Origin of the sequence: Streptomyces sp. NPDC056160, from assembly GCF_042268205.1 — a bacterium.
Lineage (GTDB): Bacteria > Actinomycetota > Actinomycetes > Streptomycetales > Streptomycetaceae > Streptomyces.
In genome coordinates, this window is the sequence record NZ_JBHJUW010000020.1 from 20,732 (window position 1) to 33,108 (window position 12,377).

Annotated in this window: 11 protein-coding genes; 8 read left to right on the plus strand and 3 right to left on the minus strand. The window is 70.7% G+C overall.

All coding sequences use genetic code 11. From position 1 onward, the window contains the following. Positions 1 to 31: 31 nt before the first annotated feature. From ACFC02_RS10160 to ACFC02_RS10175, 4 genes are all read left to right on the plus strand, one after another. Positions 32 to 1,285, plus strand: a complete 1,254-nt coding sequence (locus tag ACFC02_RS10160; protein WP_376354866.1) for an MFS transporter — start codon at positions 32 to 34, stop codon at positions 1,283 to 1,285. A gap of 11 nt (positions 1,286 to 1,296) precedes the next feature. Further along, positions 1,297 to 1,806, plus strand: coding sequence for a MarR family transcriptional regulator (locus ACFC02_RS10165; RefSeq protein ID WP_360969223.1), 510 nt, complete (start codon positions 1,297 to 1,299; stop codon positions 1,804 to 1,806). A gap of 66 nt (positions 1,807 to 1,872) precedes the next feature. Continuing rightward, positions 1,873 to 2,211 (plus strand): DUF3817 domain-containing protein, encoded by a 339-nt coding sequence (locus tag ACFC02_RS10170; RefSeq protein WP_360969221.1) that lies wholly within the window; start codon positions 1,873 to 1,875, stop codon positions 2,209 to 2,211. A gap of 73 nt (positions 2,212 to 2,284) precedes the next feature. Continuing rightward, positions 2,285 to 3,985, plus strand: coding sequence for a methylmalonyl-CoA mutase (locus ACFC02_RS10175; RefSeq protein ID WP_376354870.1), 1,701 nt, complete (start codon positions 2,285 to 2,287; stop codon positions 3,983 to 3,985). Positions 3,986 to 4,121: 136 nt separating this feature from the next. On the opposite strand, the gene ACFC02_RS10180 is transcribed toward ACFC02_RS10175, so the two are convergent. Further along, positions 4,122 to 4,742: a TetR/AcrR family transcriptional regulator gene (locus ACFC02_RS10180; protein ID WP_376354873.1), complete on the minus strand. Its 621-nt coding sequence runs from the start codon at positions 4,740 to 4,742 to the stop codon at positions 4,122 to 4,124. A 326-nt stretch (positions 4,743 to 5,068) separates the two neighbouring features. Between ACFC02_RS10180 and ACFC02_RS10185 the strand changes: the two genes are divergently transcribed. The 4 genes from ACFC02_RS10185 to ACFC02_RS10200 all read left to right on the plus strand — a co-directional run bounded on the left by ACFC02_RS10185 (position 5,069) and on the right by ACFC02_RS10200 (position 9,429). Further along, positions 5,069 to 6,043 (plus strand): tetratricopeptide repeat protein, encoded by a 975-nt coding sequence (locus ACFC02_RS10185; protein ID WP_376354876.1) that lies wholly within the window; start codon positions 5,069 to 5,071, stop codon positions 6,041 to 6,043. 646 nt (positions 6,044 to 6,689) lie between these two features. Beyond that, complete coding sequence (locus ACFC02_RS10190; RefSeq protein ID WP_376354879.1) at positions 6,690 to 7,367, plus strand: DUF6230 family protein; 678 nt, start codon at positions 6,690 to 6,692, stop codon at positions 7,365 to 7,367. Positions 7,368 to 7,490: 123 nt separating this feature from the next. Then, the gene (locus tag ACFC02_RS10195) at positions 7,491 to 8,000 is read left to right on the plus strand and encodes a DUF6114 domain-containing protein (protein ID WP_376354882.1); all 510 of its coding nucleotides are present in this window, start codon (positions 7,491 to 7,493) and stop codon (positions 7,998 to 8,000) included. Next, entirely contained in the window at positions 7,990 to 9,429 is a 1,440-nt protein-coding gene (locus tag ACFC02_RS10200) for a hypothetical protein (protein ID WP_376354885.1), read from the plus strand. The genes ACFC02_RS10195 and ACFC02_RS10200 overlap by 11 nt, the downstream gene beginning before the upstream one ends. A 113-nt stretch (positions 9,430 to 9,542) precedes the next feature. Here ACFC02_RS10200 and pyk read toward each other — a convergent pair whose 3' ends face one another. Together pyk and ACFC02_RS10210 are read right to left on the minus strand one after the other, a co-directional pair. Continuing rightward, entirely contained in the window at positions 9,543 to 10,973 is a 1,431-nt protein-coding gene (gene pyk / locus ACFC02_RS10205) for a pyruvate kinase (RefSeq protein WP_376354887.1), read from the minus strand. Between the two features lie 172 nt (positions 10,974 to 11,145). Next, the gene (locus ACFC02_RS10210; protein WP_376354890.1) at positions 11,146 to 12,354 is read right to left on the minus strand and encodes an acetate kinase; all 1,209 of its coding nucleotides are present in this window, start codon (positions 12,352 to 12,354) and stop codon (positions 11,146 to 11,148) included. Positions 12,355 to 12,377: the final 23 nt, after the last annotated feature.

Below are 12,377 nucleotides of genomic sequence, written 5' to 3' on the forward strand. Positions count from 1 at the left end.
CCCGCGCCGGACCGCCCGCACGCTGCCGTGCATGCACCAGCGCTACGCCCGGGCCTTCGCCGTCCCCGAGTTCCGAGCGGTCTTCGCCGCCCACGCCCTCTCCCTGCTCGGCGTGATCGTCAGCGAGATCGCCCTGTCCGTCCTCGTCTACGACCTCACCGGCTCGCCCCTGGTCAGCGCCCTCACCTTCGCGCTCGGCTTCCTGCCCTACGTCGTCGGCGGCACGCTCCTGGCCGGCCTCGCCGACCGTTTCCCGGCCCGCCGGGTCCTGGTGACGTGCGACCTGGTGTGCGCGGCGTGCGTGCTCCCCATGGTCACGCCGGGGGCGCACATCGGTGTCCTGCTCGCGCTGCGATGCGCCCTCGCCCTCGTCTCACCGGTGTTCCAGGGCACCCGCATGGCCACCCTCGCCGACATCCTCGGCGACGGCGACCTGTTCGTCCTCGGCCGCTCCCTGCTGCGGATCGTCTCGCAGAGCGCGCTGCTCGTCGGCTACGGCCTCGGCGGGCTGCTGCTCACCGTGGTGAGCCCCCGGCACGCCCTGCTGATCACCGTGGCCACCTTCCTCGCCTCGGCCGCCCTGCTCCGCCTCGGCACCCGGCGCCGCCCCGCGCGCACCGGGAAGTCCGGCGCGCTGGTCGGCGACTCACTGCGCGGCGCCCGGCAGGTGCTCGCCGACCGCAGGATCCGCGTCCTGCTCCTGCTGTTCTGGGTGCCGCCCATGTTCGCCGTGGTCCCCGAGGCCCTGGCGGCGCCGTACGCCGCCGCGCTCGGCGCCGGATCCACCGGGCTCGGGCTGCTGATGTGCGCGCTGCCCGTCGGCACCGTGGCGGGCGAGCTGTACGCGGGCTCCCGGCTGCGGCCCGCCGCCCGGGAACGCATCGCCCTGCCGCTGGTCAGCCTCGCCCTGCTCCCGTACCTCGGCTACGCCCTCCACCCCGGCCTGCCCGTCTCGCTCCTCCTGCTGCTCGTCTCCGGCGCCGGGTCGGCGTACACGCTGGGCCTGGACCAGTGGTTCGTCGCCGCCGTGGCCGAGGAACTGCGCGGGCGGGCGATGACCCTGCTCACGGCCGGGCTCATGACCGTGCAGGGCGTGGGCATGGCGCTCGCGGGCGTCGCGGCCGAGTTCGCCGGGGTGCGCGCGACGGTCGCGGGGGCCGGGGCGCTGGGCACGGTGTCCTGCGTCCTGCTGGCCGGCGCCGCCCGGCGCACCGCGCCCGCCCTGCCAGGAGCCCCGGAGACCGAAGGGCGAGACAGGGCTGAGCGCGATATGACCGGCGGGTAGGGTCTGATGCCGTGCCGAAGCCCCTCAGTCTCCCCTTCGACCCCATCGCACGCGCCGACGAGCTCTGGAAGCAGCGGTGGGGAAGCGTGCCGTCCATGGGGGCGATCACCTCCATCATGCGCGCGCACCAGATCCTGCTCGCCGAGGTCGACGCGGTGGTCAAGCCGTACGGGCTCACGTTCGCGCGCTACGAGGCCCTGGTGCTGCTCACGTTCTCCAAGGCCGGCGAGCTGCCGATGTCCAAGATCGGCGAGCGGCTCATGGTGCATCCGACGTCCGTGACGAACACAGTGGACCGCCTGGTGAGGTCGGGCCTGGTGGCCAAGCGCCCCAACCCCAACGACGGCCGCGGCACCCTCGCCGTCATCACCGACAAGGGCCGCGAGGTCGTCGAGTCGGCCACCCGCGACCTGATGGCGATGGACTTCGGCCTGGGCGCCTACGACGCCGAGGAGTGCGCGGAGATCTTCGCGATGCTGCGGCCGCTGCGGGTGGCGGCGCACGACTTCGACGAGGACTGACGCGCCGGTCGCCGGCAGCGCGCCCCGGGGCAAGATCTCCCGGAACGGGCGGTTACGCTCGACTCCATGAAGAAGAGCGTGCTGACCCGCTACCGCGTCATGGCCTACGTCACCGGCGTGCTGCTGGTCCTGCTGACCCTCGGCGTCATCGCCAAGTACGGTTTCCAGATCGACGGGGCGGCGAAGTTCACCACCGTGATCGGCATCGCACACGGCTGGCTCTACGTCATCTACCTCGTCGTCGCCTTCGACCTGGGCTCCAAGGCGAAGTGGCCGGTGGCCAAGCAGCTGTGGGTGCTGCTCGCCGGGACCGTGCCCACCGCCGCCTTCTTCGTCGAGCGCCGGATCAGCCGCGAGCTGGAGGCCAAGGTCACCGACCGCGCCCCGGCCGTCGCCGAAGCGTAACCGCACCGCCGTACCGCACGCGTACGGCGGTCAGCCGTCGACATTTACTAGGACGTCCTAGTAAATTTGGAGCATGGACGCTGACGCCATCGAAGAGGGCCGCCGCCGCTGGCAGGCCCGGTACGACGCCGCGCGCAAGCGCGATGCGGACTTCACCACGCTCTCGGGTGATCCCCTGGAGCCGGTCTACGGGCCCCGGCCGGGGGACACGTACGAGGGCTTCGAGCGGATCGGCTGGCCCGGTGAGTACCCCTTCACCCGCGGGCTGTACCCGACCGGCTACCGCGGGCGGACCTGGACCATCCGCCAGTTCGCCGGGTTCGGCAACGCCGAGCAGACCAACGAGCGCTACAAGATGATCCTCGCCGCGGGCGGCGGCGGACTGTCGGTCGCCTTCGACATGCCCACGCTCATGGGCCGCGACTCCGACGACCCGCGCTCCCTGGGCGAGGTCGGCCACTGCGGGGTGGCCATCGACTCCGCCGCCGACATGGAGGTCCTCTTCCGGGACATCCCGCTCGGCGACGTCACCACCTCGATGACGATCAGCGGGCCCGCCGTGCCCGTCTTCTGCATGTACCTGGTCGCCGCCGAGCGCCAGGGCGTGGACCCCGCCGTCCTCAACGGCACGCTCCAGACCGACATCTTCAAGGAGTACATCGCCCAGAAGGAGTGGCTCTTCCAGCCCGAGCCGCACCTGCGCCTCATCGGGGACCTGATGGAGCACTGCGCCTCGAACATCCCCGCCTACAAGCCGCTGTCCGTCTCCGGCTACCACATCCGCGAGGCCGGGGCCACGGCCGCGCAGGAGCTGGCGTACACCCTCGCCGACGGCTTCGGCTACGTCGAGCTGGGCCTCAGCCGCGGCCTGGACGTCGACGTCTTCGCGCCCGGCCTGTCCTTCTTCTTCGACGCGCACGTCGACTTCTTCGAGGAGATCGCCAAGTTCCGCGCGGCGCGCCGCATCTGGGCCCGCTGGATGCGCGACGTGTACGGCGCGCGGTCCGACAAGGCGCAGTGGCTGCGCTTCCACACCCAGACCGCCGGTGTCTCGCTCACCGCCCAGCAGCCGTACAACAACGTCGTCCGCACCGCCGTCGAGGCGCTCGCGGCCGTGCTCGGCGGCACCAACTCACTGCACACCAACGCCCTCGACGAGACCCTCGCCCTGCCCAGCGAGCAGGCCGCCGAGATCGCGCTGCGCACCCAGCAGGTGCTGATGGAGGAGACCGGCGTCGCCAACGTCGCCGACCCGCTGGGCGGATCCTGGTACGTCGAGCAGCTGACGGACCGGATCGAGGCGGACGCCGAGAAGATCTTCGACCAGATCAAGGAGCGCGGCCTGCGCGCCCACCCCGACGGGCAGCACCCGATCGGGCCGGTCACCTCCGGCATCCTGCGGGGCATCGAGGACGGCTGGTTCACGGGCGAGATCGCCGAGTCCGCGTTCCGCTACCAGCAGGCGCTGGAGAAGGGCGACAAGCGGGTCGTCGGCGTCAACACGGCCACCGGTTCCGTCACCGGGGACCTGGAGATACTGCGGGTCAGCCACGAGGTGGAGCGGGAGCAGGTGCGGGCGCTCGGGGCGCGCCGCGGCGGCCGGGACGACGCGGCGGTGCGCAGCTCGCTGGACGCCATGCTGGCCGCCGCGCGCTCGGGGGCCAACATGATCGAGCCGATGCTCCGGGCCGTACGCGCCGAGGCGACGCTCGGCGAGATCTGCGGGGTGCTGCGGGACGAGTGGGGGGTGTACACGGAGCCGGCGGGGTTCTGAGGCGGCGGGGCGGCTGAGGGCGGCGGGCAGCGGCGGCGCGGCGTCGGGAGCCGCGGTCACCGGCGCGCCGTGGCAGGGCGCCCGGGGCCGTCGCGGTCCCGAGGGCGCGGCGGCGAGGCGGGCGCCCGGGCCGCCGTCACGAGGACGCGGCGCCCAGCCCCAGCAGCAGCACCCGCGTGAAACTGCGCACCCACTCCTCGTCCGCCGGTTCCGCGCTGACCAGGGTGCGGTGGACGACGGCGCCCGCGACGACGTCGAAGATCAGGTCGGCCGTGCGTGCGGCTTCCCCGGGGCCCGTCTCCGGGGGCAGTTCGCCGCGGGCCTGCGCCCGCGCCCGGCCCTCCAGGACCAGCCGTTTCTGCCGCTCCACGATGGAGCCGCGGATCCGTTCGCGCAGGGCGTCGTCGCGGGTGGACTCGGCGACCACGGCCATCAGGCCGCTCTTGGCCTCGGGGCGGGCGAGGATCGCCGCGAACTGGAGGACCACGCCCTCGATGTCGGCCGCCAGGCTGCCGAGGTCGGGCAGCCGCAGTTCGTCGAAGAGTTCGGCCACGGCGTCGACGACCAGTTCGTTCTTGCCCGCCCAGCGGCGGTACAGCGTCGTCTTCGCAACCCCGGCGCGGGTTGCCACGTCTGACAGGGTGAGCTTCGACCAGCCCAGCTCGACCAGGGCCGCACGGGTGGCGGCCAGGATGGCCGTGTCCGCGGCGGCGCTGCGCGGGCGGCCGGCGCGGGCGGGCGGGGTGCGGCTCTGCATCCCCCGACCATAGCCGGGCGACCTCACGGCCTTGCACGCGCGGGAAACCGGCGGGTCCTGTGTGGCCGTGAGGGAGATCACCGGGAGACGGTTTCGCGGAGGCACGCCGTGCCATTACGCTACGGGTCGTAGCGAAAGCGGGGCCGCAGCCCCCGCGAGCGACGACCACAAGAGCATCACGCACGCAGCACACGCAGTCATCACGCACGGCCGGCACACAGCACGGACCATCAGAATCCGGCGCCCGGTGGGGACCAGGCGCCCGGCACGGTCCGGTTCATCCGGTCGTTTTCACTCAGACACGCGGAACGGGGGAGGATAGACGCATGCAGCCACGGAACATGTCCATGAGCGGAGTCGTCGACCTCGCCGCGGTGAAGGCGGCCCAGGAGGCCAAGGCGAAGGCGGAGCAGGCGCGCGCCCAAGCGGCCCGCGAAGGCGGGGCGGGGGCCGTGTCGCCCGCCGACCTCGTCATCGACGCCGACGAGGCCACCTTCGAACGCGATGTCCTGCAGCGCTCCGCCGAGGTGCCGGTCGTCATCGACTTCTGGGCCGAGTGGTGCCAGCCCTGCAAGCAGCTGAGCCCGGTCCTGGAGCGGCTGGCCGTCGAGTACAACGGGCGCTTCCTCCTCGCCAAGATCGACGTCGACGCCAACCAGATGCTGATGCAGCAGTTCGGTGTCCAGGGGATCCCCGCGGTCTTCGCGGTGGTCGCCGGGCAGGCGCTGCCCCTCTTCCAGGGGGCGGCGGGCGAGGCACAGATCCGGGAGACGCTCGACCAGTTGGTGCAGGTCGCCGAGGAGCGCTTCGGCCTGACCGGTCTCACCGTCGATCCGGATGCCGAGCCGGGCGGCCAGGCGCCGCAGCAGGCCCCGGCGGCCGGTCCGCACGAGTCGCTGCTCAACGCGGCGGCGCAGGCGCTGGACGCCGGTGACCTCGGCGGCGCGGCCCAGGCCTACAAGAACGTCCTCGCCGAGGACCCCGGCCACCCGGAGGCGAAACTCGGTCTCGCCCAGGCGGAGTTGCTCCAGCGGGTCCAGGGCCTGGACCCGCAGAAGGTCCGTCAGGAGGCGGCCGAGAAGCCCTCGGACGTGCAGGCCCAGATCACCGCCGCCGACCTCGACCTGGTGGGCGGTCATGTGCAGGACGCGTTCGGCCGGCTCATCGAGACCGTACGGCGCACCGCGGGCGAGGACCGGGACGCGGTGCGGCTGAGGCTGCTTGAGCTGTTCGAGGTCGTCGGCTCGGAGGACCCGCGGGTGAGCGAGGCGCGCCGGGCGCTGGCACGGGCCCTGTTCTGAGCCCCGCGGGGGCCGCGGCGCCGACCAGTCGCTAAACGCCAGGGCCTGTGATGCCCGGGTGAAAGATCTGCCGACGAGTCACCACAGCGGCCGTGCTTTACCAAAACTTGGTAATCACGGCCGCTGTTACTGCGAGTAAGGGCAGGGTGTCGGTCTGACCGGTTCCGTCCGGAGATCAACATCTTTGTTCTGCCCATTGTTGCCACCCAGTGTCGCCGTTCGGGGCCGGTGCGTCGAACGGCGGTTATCCGGCCGTTACTAGCGAGTAACGAACCCCCTTGTGCGGGCGGCGAGAATGCACCACGATCGGCGACGCTCGGTCCATTCCCGTACCCCGGCAGCCGGCCGGGACGCGGGATGTCTGGGTCCCCACCGAGCAGGGCCGGCGGCAGTGGCGTCGGTCCTTGGGACAGGGGGGTCTTCGCCTTCCGGCGAAGCCTGTCCAGCAGGGTTGTGCGTGATGCGTGTCAGGCGCGACCAGTGGTTGTCGCTCGGGGGTGATCGCCGGTGATTCGGGCGCGTTCCGCGCCACCGAGCGCGGGCGCTCTCCTTCCCGAGGACGTAGCACTTCTCCCATCCCTGCCCGGCCGAACCCCCGTCGGGGGCGGGCCGAGGCCAGGAGATGTACGTCCGAGAAGGAGGAAATATGGAGTCCCAGGTGCGTGGCGGGACCAGATGGAAGCGGTTCGCTGTGGTCATGGTGCCCAGCGTCGCCGCCACGGCGGCGATAGGCGTGGCCCTGGCCCAGGGCGCGCTGGCCGCTTCGTTCAGTGTGTCGGGGCAGGAGTTCAAGGTTACGGCCGACGAACTGAACGGCAAGAAGTTCACGCAGTACGGAGCGGTCGACCCCGGGTACACGCTTTCCGGCAAGCAGACCGCTCACGCCGTGGCGGTGTCGTCGTTCGAAAGCGCGACGATCAAGAACCTCTGCCAGTCGGTCGTCACTCCCGACATCCCGTTCGTCGGGACCATCACCCTGAAGCTGCAGGCTGGAGACAGCAGCGACGCAAAGCAGCAGGTCTCGGCGGACAAGCTCTACATCGACATCGCGGATCTGAAGACCACGGGCTACGCCCAGTTCGGCAACATCGACATCGGTGTGGCCGCCGGTGACACCGGCAACCCTGACAAGGGTGGCAAGGGCATCGGCATGAAGGGCGGCAAGGAACAGGCCAACGGTGCCGGCTTCGCCCAGCAGGCCGACACGGCCAAGCTGGTCGGGGTGCAGCAGACGGCGTGGGCCACGACCGCGGGCACCTTCACGCTGCCCAAGCTGCACATGTCGCTGCACAGCGGCAGCGGCAGGGGCGTCGAGTGCTACTGAGCACCCGCTGACGGGCGGGGAGGAAGGTACTCCCCGCCCGTCCACTCCCGAGCCGCGCTTCCACCCCCCACATCTCCACCGCACCACCACCCACAGCAACGCTGCACCAGGGAGCTGTTTTCCATGAGCGCCGAGACTTCCGCCGTGCCCGGCCAGTTCACCCGCCGGAGGCTGCAGTTCCGCGCCTGGCGAGGCAGCCGGCCCTTCTGGGCCGGTCTGTTCGTCCTGCTCGGTGGCTTTCCGATCATGTACTTCCCGTACGCGCATCTCCAGGTCGGCCACCTGACCCTCGCCATGGCCACCACCGCCGGCGCGGGCTCCCTGATCATCGGCGTGTTGCTCGTCGTCCTGGGCATCAGCCTCTGGTTCCAGAAGCACATCCGGGTCTTCGCGGGCGTCGCGTCGATCCTGCTGGCGCTGGTGTCCCTCCCCGTGTCCAACTTCGGCGGCTTCCTCATGGGCTTCCTGCTCGCCCTCCTCGGCGGTGCGATGGCCGTCTCGTGGGCACCGGGCAGGCCGCCCGCGCCGGAGGCGGCCGAGGAGACCGGGACGGCGGACGCGATGGGTGAGTCGAACGACCTGTCAGGAACGAGCCCGGCCAACGGGGCGAACGGGAGGCACAGTGCCGGCTGACGAGGTGACCCACGGGGCTGATGTGGAAGAGCCCCGTGCGAGAACCGGGCCCCGCCACGCGGCTCCCAAGAGGCCGCTGTTCACCAGGTTCCACATGCCCGCGGGCAAGGCGATAGCCACCGTGGCGATGCCCACGGCGGTCCTCGTGGGGATGGGCTTCACGTCCTCGCTCGCCCTCGCCGACAACAACCACAACTCGACCACGTCGGCGTCGTCGTCCGAGACGATGTCGCCCGAGGACTACAAGAAGTGCGTCGAGGCGCTGGAGAAGTCCAAGGACGACTCCTCGGCCTCGCCCACGCCTTCGGCCTCCGCGAGTGCCACCGACTCCGCCAAGGACAAGGGCAAGGACGGGGACAAGGCCAAGGACAAGACGGACGCCGAGGACGAGACGGACGCCAAGGACGAGAAGGGCGGCACGCCGTCCCCGTCGGCCACCGACACCGGCAAGCCGGGCACGAAGGACAACGCCGCCGCGGGCACCTCCTCTTCGCCGGATTCAGGTTCCGACGACAAGGCGCACCCCACGGCGTCCGCCACCGCGTCCCCGTCCCCCTCGGCGACGGCGACCAAGAACAGCGGCCTGCTCGGCGGCCTCGGCGATGCCCTCGGCGACCTCCTGACCGGGGGCAAGAAGGACCCCGGGGCCGGTGACCGGACCGCCACTGCGTCTCCGTCCGCCACCCCCTCGGCGGATGCGAGCACGAAGGACCTGGGCAAGACGGCGTCCGACACCGTGAAGGACACCACCAAGAAGGTCACCGACACGGTCGACGGCACCGTGAAGGGCGCGACCGACGCGGCGTCCAAGGCGGCCGAGGACACCACCGGCGCCGTCAAGGACACCGTCAAGGGCACCGTCGACGACGCGAAGAAGAAGACCGAGGACGCCGTCAAGGACGCCACTTCCTCGCCCAGCCCGTCCACGAGCGCGAGCACGGACCCCGGGGACTGTCCGGCGGCCACCGACGCCCAGGGAGGCGTCGACAACAGGATGCCCCTGGCGGACGATCCGTGGTACCTGGACGCCAGCTCGCTGACGCTCAAGGGCGCCAGCTACAAGGGCGTCGTCGAGGTCAGGACCGCCAACGGCACGGTCAAGAAGGTCCTGAAGTACGTCATATCCGCCGGCACCGACATCGGCGACCTGCACCAGACGGTGAAGGACAAGGACGCCGGCAAGACGTACCACGTGCAGGCGGCCAAGGGGTCGACGTCCAAGATCACCGGCGGTGACACGGTGATGTACACCGAGAGCATCTCCGGCAACCTGCTCGGACTGCTCCCCATCACGTTCAGCCCGGACAGCCCGCCCCCGCTGGACATCCCGCTGATCTACTTCACCAAGGTCCACGTGGTCCAGGCGGCCCAGTTCGGCGGCAATCTGAACATTCCCGGAATGCACCTCTACACCACCGACGGCGTCTGAACGCCCCATCGAGCCCGTTCCGGGAGCCGCACCACGAGGGCGCCCCCGCCGATCCCGGCGAGGGCGCCCTCGATCGCGTACGCGAACCCGTACGGGCTCCGTGCCCGGCGACGTCAGTCGCGCTCGCCGCCGCCCAGGTGGTGGACGCGGACCATGTTCGTGGTGCCGGGGACGCCGGGCGGGGAGCCGGCGGTGATGATCACGACGTCACCCTCGTTGAACCGCTTGAGCTTGATCAGCTCCTGGTCGACCAGGTCGACCATTTCGTCGGTGCTGTTGACGAACGGCACGACGTGCGACTCCACGCCCCAGCTGAGCGCCAGCTGGTTGCGGGTGGACTCGTCCGTGGTGAAGGCGAGGATCGGCTGGGTCGCGCGGTAGCGGGACAGCCGTCGGGCCGTGTCGCCGGACTGGGTGAAGGCCACCAGGCCCTTGCCGCCGAGGAAGTCGGCGATCTCGGCGGCGGCACGGGCCACCGAACCGCCCTGCGTGCGCGGCTTCTTGCCCGGGACCAGCGGCTGCAGACCCTTGGAGAGCAGCTCCTCCTCGGCCGCGGCGACGATCTTCGACATCGTCTTGACGGTCTCGATCGGGTACGCGCCCACGCTCGACTCGGCGGACAGCATCACCGCGTCGGCGCCGTCCAGGATCGCGTTGGCGACGTCGGAGGCCTCGGCGCGGGTCGGGCGGGAGTTGGTGATCATCGACTCCATCATCTGGGTCGCCACGATCACCGGCTTGGCGTTGCGCCGGCACAGCTCGATCAGGCGCTTCTGCACCATCGGGACCTTCTCGAGCGGGTACTCCACGGCCAGGTCGCCGCGGGCCACCATCACGCCGTCGAACGCCATCACGACGTCCTGCATGTTCTCCACCGCCTGCGGCTTCTCCACCTTGGCGATGACCGGGACGCGACGGCCCTCCTCGTCCATGACGCGGTGGACGTCGGCGACGTCCTTGGCGTCCCGGACGAAGGACAGGGCCACCATGTCGCAGCCCATGCGGAGCGCGAAACGCAGGTCCTCGATGTCCTTCTCGGACAGCGCGGGCACGTTCACGGCCGCGCCGGGCAGGTTGATGCCCTTGTGGTCGGAGATGACGCCGCCCTCGATGACGATCGTCTTCACCCGCGGGCCCTCGACGTCCAGGACCTTCAGCTCGACGTTGCCGTCGTTGATCAGGACCTGGTCACCGCGCGAGACGTCGCCCGGCAGCCCCTTGTACGTCGTACCGCAGATCTGCTTGTCGCCCGGGACGTCCTCGGTGGTGATCGTGAACTCGTCACCCCGCTGCAGCTCGACGGGGCCCTCGGCGAAGGTCTCGAGGCGGATCTTCGGGCCCTGCAGGTCGGCGAGTACGGCGATGGCCCGGCCGGTCTCCTTGGACGCGGCACGGACCCGGTCGTACCGGCCCTGGTGCTCGGCGTGGGTGCCGTGGCTGAAGTTGAAGCGGGCCACGTTCATGCCGGCCTCGATCAGCGCGACGAGCTGCTCGTGGGAGTCGACCGCGGGGCCGAGAGTACAGACGATTTTCGAACGGCGCATGGGGCGATCCTATCGGTTTGTTTCGCTGCGGAATATTCCGTCTGGCGGAATATACAAGTGGGCGGGTCTGCGCTCAGTCGAGTGCCGCTGGAAGTGCCGGTGGGGATGCCGGTCGAATTCGGTTGTCCTCGCTTGTCCTTGATTGTCTTCTCTCGCTCGTCCTTACCCGGGCTTACTCGTCCTTTCCTACGAGGGCATAGGTCTGCGCGGCGATCTCCATTTCCTCGTCCGTGGGGACGACGGCCACGGCGACCCGCGCGCCCTCGGGCGAGATCAGCCGCGCCTCGCCACCGCGAACGGCGTTCCGCGCGCCGTCCACCGCCAGGCCCAGCCCCTCCAGGTCCGCGAGGGCCGCCGCGCGCACGAAGTCCGCGTTCTCCCCGACCCCGGCCGTGAAGGCGACCGCGTCCACGGTGCCGAGTACCGCGTAATAGGCGCCGATGTACTTCTTCAGCCGGTGGATGTAGATCTCGAAGGCGAGCCGCGCCTGCTCGTCGCCCTCCTCGATCCGGCGCCGTATCTCCCGCATGTCGTTGTCGCCGCAGAGGCCGAACAGACCGCTCCTCTTGTTGAGAAGAGTGTCGATCTCGTCCATGGACATTCCGCCAACGCGCTGCAAATGGAAGATGACCGCCGGGTCCAGGTCGCCCGAACGCGTGCCCATCACCAGCCCCTCCAGCGGGGTGAGCCCCATGGAGGTGTCCACGCACCGCCCGCCGCGCACCGCCGAGGCGGAGGCGCCGTTGCCCAGGTGCAGCACGATCACGTTGACGTCCTCGGGAGCCTTGCCCAGCAGCTCGGCCGTCCTGCGGGAGACGTAGGCGTGCGAGGTGCCGTGGAAGCCGTAGCGACGCACCCGGAACCGGTCCGCGAGCTTCGGCTCGATCGCGTAGCGGGCGGCAGGCTCCGGCATCGTGGTGTGGAAGGCGGTGTCGAAGACGGCGACCTGCGGCAGGTCGGGGCGCAGCGCCGTGGCGGTGCGGATGCCGGTGAGGTTGGCCGGGTTGTGCAGCGGCGCCACCGGGATCAGCCGCTCGATCTCGGTGAGGACCGCGTCGTCGATGACGGTCGGCTCGGTGAAGAACATGCCGCCGTGCACCACGCGGTGCCCGATCGCGGCCAGTTCGGGGGAGTCCAGGCCGAGCCCGTCCCTGGCCAGTTCCTCGGCGACGGCCTTCAGCGCGCCGTCGTGGTCGGCGATCGGGCCGTTCTGCTCCCGGGTCTCGCCGCCGGTCAGACAGGTGTGCTTGAGCCGGGAGGTCTGCTCACCGATGCGTTCGACCAGGCCGACGGCGAGCCGGCTCGCGTCGCGCATGTCGAGCAGCTGGTACTTCAGCGACGAGGAGCCGGAGTTGAGGACGAGGACGCGGGTCGCATTCACGGTGTTCGAGGTTCTCTCTGGGA